Genomic DNA, 15410 nt, shown 5'->3' with positions numbered 1-15410 from the left:
GTGACCGGGTGGCACGCGCTTGTCCCGATCAAACAGGGCGCAGCGGGAAAATCCCGCCTGGCCGGGGTGCTGGATTACGCCGAACGGCTAGTGCTGGTGCGCGCGATGGCGGCCCGGGTGCTGGGGGCACTGGCCCGATGCGACGCGATCAGTTCCATCACGATCCTGTCCCCGGAGCGGGCCGACTGGTGGCATGGCGCATGGCTGCCCGACCACCATCGCGGCCTGAACCCTGAGCTTTCAGCCTGGCGCGCTGGCTTGCAGGGGGCACCCGCGCTGGTAGTCCACGCCGATGTTCCGCTCGTGTCTGCTGACGATCTGAGCGCGCTGTTGCAATTGGCCGATAGGCATGGAGCGGCGATGGCGACCGATCGCGCCGGCCAGGGAACAAACGCCCTCGCCATCAATCGCTCTGAACCGTTCAATTACTGTTTTGGCCCGAACAGCCGCGCGCAGCATGTGGCCCAGCATCCGGCCATGCCGGTGCTGCGACGGCTTGGGCTGATCGCCGATCTCGATACGCCCGATGATCTGGAATTTGTGCAGACCCGGGGTTTCGGGGTCAGACAGGCCTGCCATTGGGAAGGTCCGATGCCACGGGCCGATCGCCACAACCACCAGGATATAACCGGTGGGGAGTGTGTGCGATGAAGCTCAACGTGGGTGTGCCCAACAGCATGAAAGTCGCCGCCATGGTGCAGCCATGGGAAGGGGCGCTGAACGGCTCGGACGTTGGCCGGCTGATGGCGGCGGCCGATCGGCTGGGTTTCAACAAATGCATGCTGGGCGAGCACTTCATTATCCCCAAGGAGCATATCGCGCTGTCCGGTGACTGGTATTTCCACACCGTGGTCGCGCTCGGCTTCATCGGTGGGCAGACCAAGACCCTGCGCCTGTCCTCCTCGGTTTCGATCCTCCCGCTGCAAAACCCGATCGTGCAGGCCAAGGGCTGGTCGACCCTGGACTGGCTGACCGGGGGGCGGGCCGAGGCACTGTTCGGGGTCGGCTGGCTCAAGGAAGAATACGATATGCTTGGCGTGCCGTTCGAGAAGCGCGGGCGTATGGCGGATGAGTATGTGGCTGCCATCATCGAGCTGTGGACCAAGGACGATCCTGAGTTCTCGGGCGATTTCGTCAACTTCCGCAATTGCGGCTTCGGGCCCAAGCCGGTGCAGAAGCCGGGCGTCCCGATCTGGTTTGGCGGCGATGCGCCGGCGGTGCAGAAGCGCGTGGCGAAGTTCGGCAATGGCTGGTCGCCGTTCCGCACCCCGCCGGAAACCTTCCCGGCCTGTATCGACTTCATCAAGTCACAGCCCGAGTATGATGGCCGCCCGCTCGACGTGTTCTTCGCGCTGGAGATGCTCAATGTCGGCGCGCACCACGAGATCCTCGACGATCCGCGCGCGCCAGGCACGGCCGACAAGCAGAAGATCCTGGATCAGATCGGCTGGCTGAAGGACCTGGGCATCACCGAAACCATCGTGCCACTGCCGCCGGGCATCACCGGCGAGCAGGCCTGGCTCGATCGCCAGCAGTGGGTGGCCGAAGAGATCATGCCGGTGGTGTGATCATGGACCCCGGCCGGCGCGCTGCCGAGCCGGGGCTTTGCGCAACAGTCAGCCGGGCATAGCGGCCATCATGTCCAGCATATCGGCATAATGCGGCTGGTGGTGGCAGATGCCGCCATCCACCGAGATGATCTGTCCGGTCACGAAGGCGCCCAGATCCGATGCCAGCCACAGCACGGCCCCGGCGATGTCATCCGCCACGCTTTCACGCGGCAACAGCACATGCCGCTGGATCATCGCCAGCTGGGCTTCGGTCATCTGGGCGCGGGCGACCGGGCTGAGGACCAGCCCGGGCAGGATCGCGTTGCAGCGGATATTGGCCCGGCCAAGCTGGGTGGCGGTGTTGCGGGTCAGTGCGTTGACCGCCGCTTTCGACGCGCTGTAGGCCGGGTTGAGCACGTCACCCAGTAGCGACACGCCCGAGCTGGTGTTGATGATCGAGCCGCCCCCGCCGGCAATCATGTGCGGCACGACATGCTTGGTGACCAGCATCGTCCCGCGCGTGTTGATGGCAAAGGCAGCGTCCCACACTGCGGTATCCATCGCCGCCAGCGAGCCATCCTGCATCATCTGGCCGGCCCCGGTGTTGGCCGCGTTATTGTGGAGCACATCGATCCGGCCAAACCGCGCGACTGCGGTGGCGACCATGGTGGCGATGCTGGCCTCGTCTCCCAGATCGACAAAGTGCGCCATAGCCTTACCGCCAGCCGCCTCAATCTCTCCAGCGACCCGCTCGGCCCCGACCAGATTGATGTCGGCCACCACCACACTGGCGCCTTGAGCGGCCAGCATCTTGGCGCAAGCCTCACCAATGTTGGCGCCAGCACCGGTGACGATCGCCACCTTTCCCGCAACCAGTCCCCGTGCAACCATCGTCATTCTCCAAGCAGTTGCCACGTGCCGTAATCTTCGGCCGCGACGAAAAAGCGTTCGTTCATGGGGATGCCGTTCTGTCCCCAGGCATCGAGGTTCGCGACCCAGGCCTGGATCCCGTACATCACCCACAGCCGGGTTTCCTCCCACGCCTCTTCGAAGCTGGGCACGCCCTGCGCACCAGTGGCGATCAGATAGTCACGGTATTGCCGGACCATGTCCTTGTGGTGATGGCGGCGTTCCTCGATGCTGAGCGCGCCGATCACGAAGTAGGTCAGGTCGCGCCACGGGCGCCCGCGGCGCACCAGCTGCCAATCAAGCCACAGCCGCTCGCCGCTGGGGAGGATATAAGTGTTGCCCTGATGGCAATCGCCCAGCACGATACAATAGGGCGTGGTGCGCGACCGTTCGATCTCGCCCAGCCGGTCGAAGGCGCGTTCAACCTTGCGCGGATCGGCCAGGTAATGTTTGGGCGCAATCGCGCAGAAGCCCGGTTCTTCCAGGTTGAGAGCAATCCACTGCCACATGATCCGCACCTGATCGCTGTCGACCGGGGTATCCATCTGGGTCTGCAACCAGGGGGCCTGGGCGGGACTGATCTTGTCACTGCCCCACAGGCTGCCGTGCAGTTTGGCCAGCCCTTCGAGGTTGTCCATGATCATTTCGACGCCGTTGGCGTTGGTCGAATGACCGAACCGGCCGCCGCGCTGGACCAGGTCCTCGAGCACGATGAAGCCATGGCCGCTGCCATCGTCATCCCAGTCGGCGTAATAGCATTTGGCCGTGGGCACCTTCATTTCATGAACCATGAACTGATAGAACCGCGCCTCCAGCGCATGAATGTCGACATTGTCGAACGAGCCCGACCAGTTGGCTTTCATGCACAGATTGGCGGGCAGCCCGGCGGCCTTGCCTTCCTCGTTCCAGTCCACTTTCACGCGCCATTTGGTGGTGTGGCTGTTCAGCAATTCCACCGTTTCCATCGCCTGTGCGGCAACACCGGGATACTTGTGGGCCATCATCCGGCCGAGCCATTCCGCTGTCACATCGTCCATCGACGTCGGCAGGTGATCTGTCCGCGCCGGGTAGGGGCGGGGCACGCAGTTGGGATCGACGATCGGGTTGTGATATTGCGGTGGTGCTTGAGGATCCATCGTTAACTCCCTGAAACAATATGGGCAAGGCCTTGGGCGGCCTTGATCTGGCGGGCGGCGAGCAGCAGCAGCAGGGCGCCTGCCACGCAGAAGATCATCGCGGCGCCGATCCCCCAGGCCAGGCCTTCGCGTCCGCCGACGATGTCGCTGATCTTGCCGATCAGCCAGGCCCCCAGGCCCACGCCGATCAGGTTGGCACTGGTCTGGACCGTCGAGATCGCCAGCCCGCGCAGGTTGGGCCCGGCTTGGGTGACGATCATGGCGTTGACCGGGCCATTGTAGGATGAGCTGAACAGGCCCGCCGCCATGATGCAGCCGATCGCGAGGCGACTGTCACCCGCGGTCACGGCAGCCAGCCCGCTGATCGCGGTGAGCAAAGGGATGGCGGAGCCGATCAGGGCGGTGCGCGCCGGATCGAAGCCGCCGCGCCGGGCATTGATCCGGTCAACCCCCCAGCCGGCGGCAAGACCTCCCACCGAGCCGAGCAGACCATAAGCGATGGCGACGGTGGTGCCAGCCTGGGCCAGCGGCAATCCATGGCGGACAATCAGGAAGGTCGCCAGCCAGGTGCTCATGCCATAAATGCCCGTGGCGATGCAGGTGATCGCGGCGACCCCCAAAGCGATACCCGGCCGGGACATCAATTCTCGCAGGCGTGGCCACAGGCTGGCCCTGAGCACGGGCTCGGCCTGATCCAGCTGACCGCGCGCCGGCTCGCGCAGGGTCAACAGCAGGAGCGGCGCGAGGATTATCCCGGGCACGCCAGCCAGCAGAAAGGTCAGCCGCCAGCCATAAGCGGAAACGATCAGCCCACCGGCTAAAAAGGCCAAGGCAAAGCCGAGCCCGGCGCTCAGATACCAGATGCCGATCGCGGTCGCGCGCCGCTCGGTGCCGAAGTAATCAGACAGGATGGAAAGGCCAGTCGGTGAACCGCCGGCTTCCGCCGCCCCCACGGCCGCACGGCCGGCCAGCAAGCTCCAGTATCCGGTCGCAACGGCGCAGATCGCGGTTGCCGCACTCCACGCGGTCATGGCGCAGCTGAGCAGGACCTTGCGATTGGTCCGATCGACCGCATAGCCGAACGGGATTGCGGCCAGAGCGAACGGCAGGCCATAGGCCAGCCCCGCCAGCAGGCCGAGTTGCTGCCCCGACAGGTGGAACTCGTCGCCAATCGGCTTCAGCACCAGACCGATCACCGCGCGGTCCATGCCGTGGCAGGTCTGCGCCAGCGTCAGGATGGCGAGCACATACCAACGATAGCCCGAATGTGCGGACCCATTGGCCACGCCGCTCTCCCGTTTTGGTTCTGTTGGCCCAGCATTGCAGAGCGGCATGGCGTGCAACCTGCCGATGGAAAGGCGCGGCGCCGCTGGCCCATGTCAGACAGGAGCCACTTCAAGCGAAGGGCGGACGATGGACGACACTGAAACCAACAAGGCGATCGTGCGCCGCTTTCTGGGCGCTGTGGCCAGCGGCGACATTGCGGCGATCGAGGAATTGCAGGCGCCGGAGTGCACCTGGTGGGTGATCGGGCGTGGCGAAGTGTCGCGCAAATCCTACACGGATGACGTTCGCGGGATGCTGCTGGTGGCCAGTCCGCGCAAGGTCGAAATCATCGGAATGATCGCCGAGGGTGACACGGTGGCGGCAGAAATCCGCTCGGAATTCCATTTCGGTGAGCGCGTCTACGCCAACGCGTATCACGATCTGTTTGTGCTCCGCGCCGGCCAGATCATCCATGGCCGCGAATATTTTGACACCGGTGAAGTCGCGGCCTTTTTCGGGCCAGGAGAGGGTTGAAACCATGAACGCCGAACAGATCGTGCGCGACTTTCTCGCGCTGTTTCACACCGACAAGCTGGACGTTCCCGCCTTGCGGGCCTTGCTGGCCGATGATGCGCGCTATCACCCAATCGTGCCGATTGCCCCGGTGCGGCACGGGGCGGACGCGATCGTCGATGAACTTGAGCGGCAGTACCAGCTCTATGACGAATGCGCCTGCCAGATCCTGAACGTAGCGGTGTCCGGCCGCACAGTGTTTACCGAAAGGGTCGATACCGTTCGGCAGCTGGCCAATGGCCAGCGCACCACGACCCATCTCGTCGGTGTGTTCGACCTCGATGACAGCGGCCGGATCACGTTCTGGCGCGAATACTGGGATGCGCTCGATTGTGCTGGCCAGCTCGGGATCAACGATCAGACCATGCGCGCGATCATGTGTGCCGGAGAGTGATGCGATGAATTATGATGTTGTGATCATGGGTTCCGGCGCCGCGGGCCTGACCGCAGCGCTGGTGGCCGCCAAGGCCGGGCTCAAGGTGGCTGTGCTTGAGAAAGCGGATCACTTTGGCGGGACCACAGCGATTTCAGGCGGAGGGATCTGGATCCCGGACAGCCCCCAGGCGCGGGCCGCCGGGGTGCAGGATTCGGCCGAGAGTGCCCGATCCTATGTGCTGGGGGTGGTCGGCAACCGCGCGGAAACAGCCCTGATCGATGCCTATATCAACAATGGCCCTGCGATGGTCGAATGGCTGGCAGGCAACACCTCGGTCCACTTCCTGCTCTCTCCGCCCTCAAGCGACTGGTATCCCGAAGTCCCCGGGGCGGCCGATCACGGGCGTTTGCTCGCCCCGGCGGAATTCGACGGCAAGCAGCTTGGTGCCAACTTCAACCGGCTGTCGCGCCCGCGACATGAGTTCAATGCGCCGGGCGGGATGATGATCGACCTGTTCGATCTGCCCTATCTGGAACGCCTGCCCGCGCCGGGCGCGCTGTGGCATATGGCCAAGATTGCGCTGCGCTTCGCGATCGACAACAAGCGCCTGGGTCGCGGCTCGCGCCTGACCATGGGGACTGCGCTGGCGGGTCGCTTGTTCGACTCGGCTCTGGCGGCCGGGGTCGACCTGTTCGAGCAATCTCCGGTCGAGGGGCTGGTTGTCCAGGATGGGCATGTGTGCGGCGTGAGGGCCCGGATCAAAGGCGTTGAGACCGAAATCAAGGCCGCCAGGGGCGTCGTTCTCGCCTCCGGCGGGTTCTCGGCCAATGCCGAGATGCGCAAGGCCTATATTCCCTTTGCCGAGCAGCATCTCTCGATCCTGCCCTATGAAAACACCGGGGACGGGATCAATGCCGCCACGCAGGCCGGCGCAGCCATGGGCGCCGAAAATCACGTCAACGCAGTATGGGCTGTTGCCTCAAAGCGCACCCGACCGGACGGCTATGTCGAGCGGTTTGCCCATCTCATCGATATGTCGAAGCCTGGCTGCATCGCGGTGAACAAGCGCGGCGAGCGGTTCGGGAATGAAGCGAGCGTCCACTTTGTCGAGGCCATGCACGCCGCCGGCGCGGTCCCGGCGCATATCATCGCCAATGCTGCATTCGTGAAGAAGTACGGCATGGGGCTGGTGCTGCAGGGCGGCGGCAAGATCAAGGAGATGGTTGCCTGCGGCTACATGAAAACCGGCGCGACGCTGGCTGAACTCGCCGCGCAGATCGGGGTCGATCCAGCGGGCCTCGAAGCCACGGCAGCCAAAGTCGCGGCCGATGCGGTGACCGGCAAGGACACGATGTTCGGCAAAGGCGAAACCCGGATCGACATCGAGATCGGCGATCCCAAGCACCAGCCCAATGCCTGCTTCGGCGCGCTGGGCGAGGGGCCTTACTATGCCGTCGAGATTTTCCCGGGTGACGGCTCGACCACCGTGGGCGTCAAGATCGACGATCAGTGCCGCGTGATCGGTCAGGATGGAGCGCCGGTGCCCGGGCTGTGGGCGGCCGGGCTCGATGCCAATTCGATCTGGCAGGGCAAGTCTCCGGCGCATGGCTGCAACGTTGGGCCAGCCATGGTGACCGGCTACTTGGCGGGGAAAAGTCTAGCAGGCGCATGAAAACGGCGGTCGTCACCGGGGCCAGTTCGGGCATCGGCCTGGTTGTTGCCCGCGAACTGGCCAGGGCCGGATGGCGGGTTATTGCCCAGGGGCGTGATCCGGGGCGGACAGCGGCGGCGCTAGCCGCAATCAAGGCGGCGGTACCGGCTGCGCAGATCGAACTGATCGGTGCAGACTTGTCCGCCATGGCCAATGTCGCGGCCTTTGCCGATGCGGTCGCGACACGAACCAGCCGGCTTGATCTGCTCGTCAACAATGCTGGCTTCAGTCCGGCAAGAAGGGTCGAAACGGCCGATGGGCTGGAGCAATGCTTTGCCGTCAATCATCTCGCACCGTTTCTGCTGACCAACCGGCTGGTGCCTCTGCTCAAGGCCGCCGCGCCGGGCGCCCAGATCATCAATACGGCCTCGATCGCGCACACCTTCATCCGGGACATGAAGTGGGACGACCTGCAGCAAACCAAACGCTTCAGCTTGAACGATGCCTACACGCAGTCAAAGCTGGCCAATATTCTGCATGTCCGAGAGCTCGCCCGGCGGCTCCAGCCCCACGGTATTCGGGCCAATGCCGTGCATCCCGGGCTGGTGCAGACCAATTTTGACAGCCACGGCGGACTGATCGTCAAACTGATGTATGTGTTCGGCAAGCCCTTTTCGCTCACCCCCGAGCAGGGCGCCGACACGATCCTGTGGTTGGCGCAGGACGGTGCGCCGGGTGTAACCGGCGAATACTTCGCCAAGCGCGCCATCGCCAAAACCACCCCGGCAGCGCAGAGCGAGGCGGGTGCGCAACGCTTGTGGACCATCAGCGAAGCGCTACTTGCGGAAATCCTGGTGCCTTAGCCTCCAGAGGCTCCAGCCCGGGCAGCGACCATGATCGCCGCCCGGGGCTAAGCGGTTTCAGCCAGCCGCCTGGCGCCGCCTGGCTTCCGCTACCATGGCATAGAGGCCGCCGTTGTAACTGGTCAGCTGCTCCATCGTCAGGTTGCGGTAAGGGGTCATCGGGCAGAGCGAGTCGACCACGCCCCAGAAGGGCTCGATCTGGTCGAGCACCTCGTCGACCGGACCACATTTGACAAAGGCCTCGACCATAGCGTCGCTGACATTGTCGATCACGCTGTCGACGCTGCCATGCTCGCCGGTGGCGAGCTGGCAGGCCCGGGCCATATCGCCGAAACCGATGGCTTCGAAGAAGGGCTCATACTCCTTGTAGCCGGCATAGCCCGCGACCGTGGCGCGGCTGTCGTTGATCGCCTGTTGCTTGTCATCGTTGATGGCGATCCATGGCCAGGCATTGATCTCGATATCGCTGCGCGACCGGCCGAAGCGGGCCAGCTCGGCATCGATGAAGGCTTTTTTCTGGAGGGTGTAGTCCAGCGTCCATAGGGCATGGACCATCAGGCCATCGCCGACTTCCAGCGCCAGACTGGTCAGCTTGTCCTTCAGCGCCGCGATCCAGATCGGAATGGCCTCACGCACCGGCGGTGCGGTGAGCATCATTTCGGTCCACTCGGCGTTGAAATACTCGCCGTGGATCGGCTCCATCCCCTTGTGTGCATTGGCATTGATATAGCGCACAACCTTGACCACCTCGCGCAGATGCGTGAGCAACTTGCGCTTTGGCTCGCCGTAAATTCCGCAGATCGCGCTGTGCAGTGATGTGCCGAGGCCCAGCACGAAACGCCCCTGGCTGATCGTGTCGAGCTCCATCGCGGCGAAGGCGGTTTCCACCGGGCTGCGGGTTCCGGCAACGGCAATGCCGGTGGAGACCTTCAGCGTCTCGGTCATCGCCGCCACGGCCGCCATGGGCACGAACGGCGGGCCATAGATCTGGAGCGAAAAGCAGCCTTCGAAGCCCGCCGCTTCCATCTGCTTGGCCATTCCGCCCATTACGGGGGCGGGCAGGATGGGCATGACGCCCCACCAGCGGCGCTCGCCGCCGGTTGCGTTGGTCAATGTGCTCATGGCTTGTGGTATCCAATCATCTCGCTGCAATCGGCGCTGACATTATCGCGATAGGTGAAGTCTCCGCGCGCCTGCCGTTCGGCCAGGGCCATCATCAAGACGCGATATTTCTGCCCGGCCTCGTCCAGTGGGGAGTGCAGATCCTTGCGCCGCTCCGGCTGCATGTAGCGGGGGCTCTGCGGACTGGTCATGTAGCTGTCCTGGCGCGAGACCTTGTAGCTGGCCTTCGGCATCAGGTAGCGGAACAGGTTGGTTTTCTTCACGTTCGACGTGTTCATTGTATAGTCGAGCCGGGTGCGGTCGCGGGTTTCGGGCACGCAGGGGTGAAACAGCTGAACGTTGTCGCCCGGGCTGAACCGGCCATAGGCGATGGCCGCGTGGCTGCGCAGATAGATGCGGATGACCTGCCGGACCTGCTGCACATCGGACCGCACCCCGCCGAACAGCTTCATGATTGGCGCGACCGACTTGTTCACGCAGGTGCGCACCATTGTGATGGTTTCGCTGTCGTGGAACACCTCCACCGTTTCCTTGTCCATCTTCTCATCGCCGACGACATCGGCATGTAGAAAATCGGCGTGGGTCAGGTCGATCAGGTTCTCGAGGCTCAGCGGAGCCGTACAGTCGAAGCGCACGGTGCCGAGCATGTGGAGCGGCAGGCCGCCCTCCTCGGGCAGGTAAGGCAGGCTGGGAACGTGTTCGGGGGCGGCGTTGGCCGGGTTGCCGAACCAGCACCAGATATAGCCATATTTCTCGATCACGGGATAACGGCCGGCTGAGTTGGTGTAGGCACTCTTGCCGTCCGCTGGAGCTTCGGTCGGATGGAATTCCGCGGCCACGGCAAGGCCGCCCTCCCGCCACAGGAAGAAGGGCTGCGAATAGACCGCGCGGCGCACCGGCTTGGCGGTGACCGCAAAGCTGTGGGCGAGCGGAAACCACGCATCTTTCAGCATGATATCATGGGGCACCCAGGCATTGACCTTGGCCGCAAAGGCCTGCGGATCAGCGGTCATCGGATCGACATAGGGGTCTTCCGGTCCAGCGGGATGGGTGTGCTTGACGTCGAGCATGATCGTCTCCTCCGGGAATTCGGACAGGTCTCAGGTGGCGCCAGCCTGGGGCTGGGCAGATGCAATGGTCTCACGCAGGGCGGCGGCGTGGATCGAGGCCGATGGCTTGAGCACGCGCAGGGCCGCACCATCGATCGAGGGCCGAATGGTGAAAGGGGATCCTGCAGCCAGACCCATCAGGCCGGCCCGGAGGCCGGGCCGGCGCTCGGCCAAACGGGCCCGCCAGCGAACCTGCGTGACCCCGCGCGCCGCCGGGACCGGCGCCAGCGTGGCCTGCAACAGCGGATGGAAGGCATCGTCGCGCAGGAGCAGATCACACTCGCCGGTGACCGGATCGGTGGCGATGCGCAGCGTTATCGGGAAGTCCGAACTGAACGGGGAAGGCCAACGCGGCCCAGCCCATTGGCATGACCGTTCCAGCACCAGCTTGCCCTTCTGTTCGGCCAGTTCGGCCATCAGATAGGGCGTGAACCGTACCCCGCGGATCGCCATGACCAGTCCCGGATTGTCGAACAGTGCGGCAATGAAATGCTCATGGTCCAGCGCCACATCGACGCTGCCCGACAGCGGCAGGGTCACCGAAGCTGGCTCGGGCGCAGCTGACTTGGCATCGAGGCAGACCCGCACGAAGCCGCCGCTTTCCGCCACCCCGAAAGCCGCAGCGCGATAGATCGGGGGGAACTTGACCGTGCTTTTGAGGTTGGGAATGTCCTTGAGGTGGCCGGTCGCGCCGTCATAGGTCCAGCCGTGATAACCGCACTGGATCATGCCGTTGCCCAGCACGCAGCCCAGCGACAGCGGCGTGCGGCGGTGCGGGCAGCGGTCTTCCAGGGCGCGCGGCATGCCCTCATGATCGCGCCACAGCACCACCGGCTGGTCGCCGATATCGACGTTGATCGGCTTCGCCGAGGTCACCTCTTCGGACCGCGCGACGGCCCACCATGGGTCAGCCATAGAACACCTCCGCGATGCGTTGGCGGTAATGTGCAGCCTTGTCCGGGGCGATCCCGAATTGTGGCACCACGGGGGTGATCGAATCCGCCAATGCAGCCCGCTCAGCCACTTGCGCGAGCACCTCGTCGGCAGAGCCGACAATGGTGATCGCGCTGACCATGTCGTCGCTGCAGGCCTTGGCCATGGCCTCATAGTCTTGGGCGGCGAAAGCCGCCTGGATCGCCTTGGCCTCGGTCCCGAAGCCGATCTCGCTGAAGTAGCGCAGGTATTGCGGCGACTGGGTGTAGAACGCGATATTGGCGCGGGCATCGGAGATTGCCTCGGCCCGGTCCGGATTGATCACGGTGAACATCATCAGGTTGATGTCGATCGCGCTGCGGCTGCGGCCGGCCCTGTCGAGGCCCGCCTGAACCGACTGGCCCACCCGGTCGCGCAGCCAACCCGTGGTCCATAGCGGATGCCCCAGCAGGCCGTCCGCAAGCGCCCCGGCCTGTTCGCAGGCTTTTTCGAACACGGCGGGGAGATAGATCGGGATCGCGCTGCGCCGCGCGGGGCGGACCAGGCGGAAGTGGGACAGGTCGAGCGAGTGATATTCGCCTTCGAGACGCGCCAGTTCCCCGGTGTGGCCGCGCGCGATCACCTCGCGAACCTGCCCGACGATCTCGCGCATGTGCGCCAAGGGCTTGCCATAGGGCATGCCGAAACTGCCTTCGATCTGGCTTTCCGCGCTGGAGCCGAGGCCGAGGACCGCGCGGCCATCGCTGATATGGTCAAGATCGATCGCGCTGCACGCGGTCTCGAGCGGGCTGCGCGTAAAGGCCAGGGCGATGCCGGTGCCAAGCTTGATCCGGCTGGTCACCGCAGCGGCAGCGGCCAGCACGGTGAACGGCGCGCCGAAGATCTGTGGAGCCCAGACGCCTTCGACCCCGGCCGCCTCCCAGCCCTGGACCAGCGGCACCAGCTCGCCCGCGGGCAACACGGGCAGCTCGGCCCAAACTGCTTTGGCGTCGGGTTTGGCCGCTGGCATGGTCAGAAGCCCTTCGCGGTATCGAAGTAATCACGCCAGGCCATAATCCGCGGGCCCTCCATTTCGAACACGCCCATCAACTTGAGTGAAACGATCAGATTGCCGTCCTTGTCGAAGAAGTTGTCTGTCCGTTCGGTCAGCACCACGTTGCCGGTCGCGGAGGCGTGGTGCACGATCACCTCACCGCTTTCGATCGGCTTCATCTGGGCGAAGCCATCCATGAAGGCTCTGGCCTCGGCGAAGCCGACGGTGCGCGATACGCCCACGTTTTCCCACACCGTCTGATTGGTAAAGCGCCGCTCCATCGCCGCGAGCATGTCCCCCAGCGTGGGCTTCCATTCGTCAAAAAATGCGAGAACTTCGGCCAGCGCGTCGCTCATGGTCAGTCTTCCTTGGCGATGGTCACGGTCATCCCGTCCAGATCATCGGTAATCTGGATCTGGCAGGACAGCCGGCTGCCCGCCGTGCGATGATCGGAGCTATCGAGCAGGTCGTTCTCGTCGTCGCTCATCGCCGGCAGTTTGGTGGCGGCGGCATCGTCGACAATCACATGGCACGTCGCGCACGAGCAGCACCCGCCGCACAGGGCCAGCAGCTCATCGAACCCGGCATCGCGGATCAGCTCCATCAGCGACTGGCCGGGGGTCGCGGCGACGGCGCTGCTGACACCGGCACGATTGATCACATTGATGGTTGTCACGGTCGGTCTCCTCAGGTGGCTTACTTCACTTCCCGTTCGACGGGAAAGTGATTGAAATAGAAATCGAAATCCTTGCGAATATCTTCGGCTGTCAGGCCGAAATCGCGCTCCAGGTTGAACACCACCCGGCCTTTGACCCCGGGATCGTGATCCGCGTGATACTGGTGGAGCGTTGCCAAAGTTGCCGCGTCCAGGGGGATATCGGCCTTGGCATAGATTTCGCCCAGAATGCTGTCGGGGTTCTTGATCCACTGGTGGAAATAGACGTCCACCGTCTGCTCGGGGGGCAACAGGTGATGATCCCGCACGCAGCGCGCCAACAGGATGCGATAGCGATCGATCCAGTAGCCCTTCGGCTCTTCAGGATCACTTTTGGTGCGCAGGATGCGCGAGGCATAGAGCCACATCGACAGCGTGGAGCGGATCGAAGCGACCGGATCGCGGTGGGTGATCACATAAGTGGCATCAGGGAACGTGGCCCGCAGCGCCGGCAACTGCTCCATGTGCTGCGGGCACTTGATCACCCAGCGGCCACCTCCACGCAGGAAGGTGAGAACCTGCAGGCCCTTCTTGAGATAGGCGTAGGTTCCGCCCTGATCATGGCTGAGGTAGTAATCGCGCCACTTCGGCACGAGCGCCATCCACTCGAGCAGGTAGGACGAGAAATCCAGCGCCTGCAGTTCGATATCCTCGCTGATATGATCGGGCGAGAATTCGTGCATGTATTTGAACAGCGGCATCATCGCATCCTGCTGTTCCCAGCCGGCAGCCGCGCGGGTCCAGCGCGGATTGGGGTCATCGGCCGTCGGCGCATCCGCCGCCGCTGGCACCGGAGCGATGGCCTCCCACCAGGGCAGCGAACGCAGTCGCTGATCGGCCGAGAGCAGACCCAGCAGGTGAGTCGTCCCCGATCGGGGAGGGCCGGCTACGATGATCGGCCGATCGATCGCGATGTCCAGGATCTCTGGGTGGCGCTTGCAGATATCTTCCACGCGCAGGCGGTCGCAGGCATAGCGCAGGAACATCGTCCACAGCCCCGCGTGCGAAATCGGGCTGAGGAAACCGTCGTCCTTGACGCACTGACACCACAGTTCCAGCCGCTCGACAAAATCCATCGCGCCAAAATCGCTCAGCCCGGTCTGCGCCTGCGCCGCGCCCAGAATTGCGTCGGCCGAGAAATCGAAACGGGCCTGCGCGGCCCCGGCGAGGGCGGCTTGCTGCAGTTCGGTCAGCACGGGCGTGAGCATGTCGGTGATGTCGAACACCTCGCCCTTCGTTTGCCCGCCTGCCATGCCACTCTCCCATCGGTGTGAGGGCAATCTAAAGGGGGAGAAAAACGAACGTTGGCCTACCCAAAGATATGCGGGCTTGATCAGGTGTGGGGTTAGCCAGCGCATCAGAGCACCAGAATGCTTGAGGATGCGCACAACCGATGGCCCAGAATCTGTTCGACCTCACCGGCAAAGTGGCGCTTGTCACCGGAGCCAATTCTGGCCTGGGCTTCGGCTTTGCCGAAGGGCTCGCCCGGGCCGGCAGCGACCTGGTGATCTGGGGCCGCCGGGCCGACGCCAACGAGCGTGCGGCTGACAAGTTGCGGGCGCTGGGCGCGAAGGTTCATGCGCAATCGGTGGATGTCACCGACGAGGCGTCCATCGTCGCGGGTGTGGCAGAGGCCTTGGACATAATGGGCAAGATCGACACCGTGGTCGCGAATGCTGGCATTGCGAGCCAGAAGCCGTTCATCGAAATGGATGCGGAAACCTACCATGCGCTGATCAATGTCAACCAGCACGGGGTGGTCTTCACCCTGCGTGAAGTCGCCCGCCACATGGTCGAGCGCGGCGAGGGCGGTTCGCTGATCCTGTGCGGCAGCGGCTCGATCTTCCAGGGCGTGCCGACGATGACGCATTATGGCGCAGCCAAGGGCGCGCTAAATGCGCTGGCCAAGGGCATAGCGGCCGAACTGGGGCCGCATGGCATTCGCTGCAACGTGATCGCGCCGGGCTTCATCATCACCGAAATGACTATGGCCGATCCGGCCCTGGGCGAAATGATCGCCGGCATGGTTGCCGCGAAGGCCCCGATCGGGCGGGCTGGCCAGCCCGAGGACCTGTGGGGCGCGGTGGTCTATCTCGCCAGCGATCTGGCGCGGTACCACACGGGTGACACCTTGATCGTCGATGGCGGCAAGATCGCGAACAACTGACGTAGAT

17 protein-coding genes are annotated in these 15410 nt (G+C 64.1%); 7 read left to right on the top strand and 10 right to left on the bottom strand.

Annotated elements, in window-relative coordinates:
- Window positions 1–651 (top strand): 2-phospho-L-lactate guanylyltransferase, encoded by a 651-nt coding sequence (gene cofC, locus IP83_RS09755; protein ID WP_054122024.1) that lies wholly within the window; start codon window positions 1–3, stop codon window positions 649–651.
- On the top strand, window positions 648–1568 hold the full coding sequence (locus IP83_RS09750) for a TIGR03619 family F420-dependent LLM class oxidoreductase (protein ID WP_054122023.1): 921 nt from the start codon (window positions 648–650) through the stop codon (window positions 1566–1568). The genes cofC and IP83_RS09750 overlap by 4 nt, the downstream gene beginning before the upstream one ends.
- Before the next feature lie 48 nt (window positions 1569–1616).
- Here the strand turns inward: IP83_RS09750 and IP83_RS09745 are convergent, their stop codons facing one another.
- The 3 genes from IP83_RS09745 to IP83_RS09735 are packed head-to-tail and all read right to left on the bottom strand — an operon-like array spanning window position 1617 to window position 4881.
- Complete coding sequence (locus tag IP83_RS09745; RefSeq protein WP_231624992.1) at window positions 1617–2411, bottom strand: SDR family NAD(P)-dependent oxidoreductase; 795 nt, start codon at window positions 2409–2411, stop codon at window positions 1617–1619.
- Between the two features lie 32 nt (window positions 2412–2443).
- The gene (locus IP83_RS09740; RefSeq protein ID WP_054122021.1) at window positions 2444–3595 is read right to left on the bottom strand and encodes an oxidoreductase family protein; all 1152 of its coding nucleotides are present in this window, start codon (window positions 3593–3595) and stop codon (window positions 2444–2446) included.
- Window positions 3596–3597: 2 nt separating this feature from the next.
- Window positions 3598–4881 carry an MFS transporter gene (locus IP83_RS09735; protein ID WP_231624991.1) on the bottom strand — a complete coding sequence of 428 codons (1284 nt, stop codon included), beginning with the start codon at window positions 4879–4881 and terminating at the stop codon, window positions 3598–3600.
- A gap of 127 nt (window positions 4882–5008) precedes the next feature.
- Between IP83_RS09735 and IP83_RS09730 the strand changes: the two genes are divergently transcribed.
- Genes IP83_RS09730 through IP83_RS09715 form a run of 4 tightly spaced genes read left to right on the top strand, consistent with a single transcriptional unit; the run spans window position 5009 to window position 8324 of the window.
- Window positions 5009–5395: a nuclear transport factor 2 family protein gene (locus IP83_RS09730; RefSeq protein WP_054122019.1), complete on the top strand. Its 387-nt coding sequence runs from the start codon at window positions 5009–5011 to the stop codon at window positions 5393–5395.
- Window positions 5396–5399: 4 nt separating this feature from the next.
- Window positions 5400–5828 carry a limonene-1,2-epoxide hydrolase family protein gene (locus IP83_RS09725; protein WP_054122018.1) on the top strand — a complete coding sequence of 143 codons (429 nt, stop codon included), beginning with the start codon at window positions 5400–5402 and terminating at the stop codon, window positions 5826–5828.
- 4 nt (window positions 5829–5832) lie between these two features.
- Window positions 5833–7482 carry an FAD-dependent oxidoreductase gene (locus tag IP83_RS09720; protein WP_054122017.1) on the top strand — a complete coding sequence of 550 codons (1650 nt, stop codon included), beginning with the start codon at window positions 5833–5835 and terminating at the stop codon, window positions 7480–7482.
- Window positions 7479–8324, top strand: a complete 846-nt coding sequence (locus IP83_RS09715) for an SDR family NAD(P)-dependent oxidoreductase (protein ID WP_054122016.1) — start codon at window positions 7479–7481, stop codon at window positions 8322–8324. The genes IP83_RS09720 and IP83_RS09715 overlap by 4 nt, the downstream gene beginning before the upstream one ends.
- Before the next feature lie 57 nt (window positions 8325–8381).
- Here IP83_RS09715 and IP83_RS09710 read toward each other — a convergent pair whose 3' ends face one another.
- Genes IP83_RS09710 through IP83_RS09680 form a run of 7 tightly spaced genes read right to left on the bottom strand, consistent with a single transcriptional unit; the run spans window position 8382 to window position 14624 of the window.
- Entirely contained in the window at window positions 8382–9446 is a 1065-nt protein-coding gene (locus IP83_RS09710) for an LLM class flavin-dependent oxidoreductase (protein ID WP_054122015.1), read from the bottom strand.
- Window positions 9443–10516 carry an aromatic ring-hydroxylating dioxygenase subunit alpha gene (locus IP83_RS09705; protein ID WP_231624990.1) on the bottom strand — a complete coding sequence of 358 codons (1074 nt, stop codon included), beginning with the start codon at window positions 10514–10516 and terminating at the stop codon, window positions 9443–9445. The genes IP83_RS09710 and IP83_RS09705 overlap by 4 nt, the downstream gene beginning before the upstream one ends.
- A 30-nt stretch (window positions 10517–10546) precedes the next feature.
- Complete coding sequence (locus IP83_RS09700) at window positions 10547–11470, bottom strand: Rieske (2Fe-2S) protein (RefSeq protein WP_054122014.1); 924 nt, start codon at window positions 11468–11470, stop codon at window positions 10547–10549.
- Window positions 11463–12497 carry an LLM class flavin-dependent oxidoreductase gene (locus IP83_RS09695; protein WP_054122013.1) on the bottom strand — a complete coding sequence of 345 codons (1035 nt, stop codon included), beginning with the start codon at window positions 12495–12497 and terminating at the stop codon, window positions 11463–11465. Before IP83_RS09695 ends, IP83_RS09700 begins: the two co-directional genes overlap by 8 nt.
- 2 nt (window positions 12498–12499) lie before the next feature.
- Complete coding sequence (locus IP83_RS09690) at window positions 12500–12877, bottom strand: limonene-1,2-epoxide hydrolase family protein (RefSeq protein WP_054122012.1); 378 nt, start codon at window positions 12875–12877, stop codon at window positions 12500–12502.
- 2 nt (window positions 12878–12879) lie between these two features.
- Window positions 12880–13197 (bottom strand): 2Fe-2S iron-sulfur cluster-binding protein, encoded by a 318-nt coding sequence (locus tag IP83_RS09685; protein WP_054122011.1) that lies wholly within the window; start codon window positions 13195–13197, stop codon window positions 12880–12882.
- A gap of 20 nt (window positions 13198–13217) precedes the next feature.
- The gene (locus IP83_RS09680) at window positions 13218–14624 is read right to left on the bottom strand and encodes a sulfotransferase (protein ID WP_231624989.1); all 1407 of its coding nucleotides are present in this window, start codon (window positions 14622–14624) and stop codon (window positions 13218–13220) included.
- Window positions 14625–14629: 5 nt separating this feature from the next.
- Between IP83_RS09680 and IP83_RS09675 the strand changes: the two genes are divergently transcribed.
- Window positions 14630–15403, top strand: a complete 774-nt coding sequence (locus IP83_RS09675) for an SDR family NAD(P)-dependent oxidoreductase (RefSeq protein ID WP_054122009.1) — start codon at window positions 14630–14632, stop codon at window positions 15401–15403.
- Window positions 15404–15410: the final 7 nt, after the last annotated feature.

The sequence above is a fragment of the Novosphingobium sp. AAP93 genome (assembly GCF_001296055.1).
Classification (GTDB): domain Bacteria; phylum Pseudomonadota; class Alphaproteobacteria; order Sphingomonadales; family Sphingomonadaceae; genus Novosphingobium.
Note: the sequence above shows the minus strand (reverse complement) of the source record. Positions and strands in the feature narration are given on the sequence as shown.

Bases quoted from the DNA above. Each gene is read 5' to 3' on its own strand.
- IP83_RS09700 (WP_054122014.1), bottom strand. From the start codon at position 11,470: ATGGCTGACCCATGGTGGGCCGTCGCGCGGTCCGAAGAGGTGACCTCG.
- IP83_RS09675 (WP_054122009.1), top strand. From the start codon at position 14,630: ATGGCCCAGAATCTGTTCGACCTCACCGGCAAAGTGGCGCTTGTCACC.
- IP83_RS09750 (WP_054122023.1), top strand. From the start codon at position 648: ATGAAGCTCAACGTGGGTGTGCCCAACAGCATGAAAGTCGCCGCCATG.
- IP83_RS09740 (WP_054122021.1), bottom strand. From the start codon at position 3,595: ATGGATCCTCAAGCACCACCGCAATATCACAACCCGATCGTCGATCCC.
- IP83_RS09720 (WP_054122017.1), top strand. From the start codon at position 5,833: ATGAATTATGATGTTGTGATCATGGGTTCCGGCGCCGCGGGCCTGACC.
- IP83_RS09690 (WP_054122012.1), bottom strand. From the start codon at position 12,877: ATGAGCGACGCGCTGGCCGAAGTTCTCGCATTTTTTGACGAATGGAAG.
- IP83_RS09710 (WP_054122015.1), bottom strand. From the start codon at position 9,446: ATGAGCACATTGACCAACGCAACCGGCGGCGAGCGCCGCTGGTGGGGC.
- IP83_RS09705 (WP_231624990.1), bottom strand. From the start codon at position 10,516: ATGCTCGACGTCAAGCACACCCATCCCGCTGGACCGGAAGACCCCTAT.
- IP83_RS09730 (WP_054122019.1), top strand. From the start codon at position 5,009: ATGGACGACACTGAAACCAACAAGGCGATCGTGCGCCGCTTTCTGGGC.
- IP83_RS09715 (WP_054122016.1), top strand. From the start codon at position 7,479: ATGAAAACGGCGGTCGTCACCGGGGCCAGTTCGGGCATCGGCCTGGTT.
- IP83_RS09725 (WP_054122018.1), top strand. From the start codon at position 5,400: ATGAACGCCGAACAGATCGTGCGCGACTTTCTCGCGCTGTTTCACACC.
- IP83_RS09695 (WP_054122013.1), bottom strand. From the start codon at position 12,497: ATGCCAGCGGCCAAACCCGACGCCAAAGCAGTTTGGGCCGAGCTGCCC.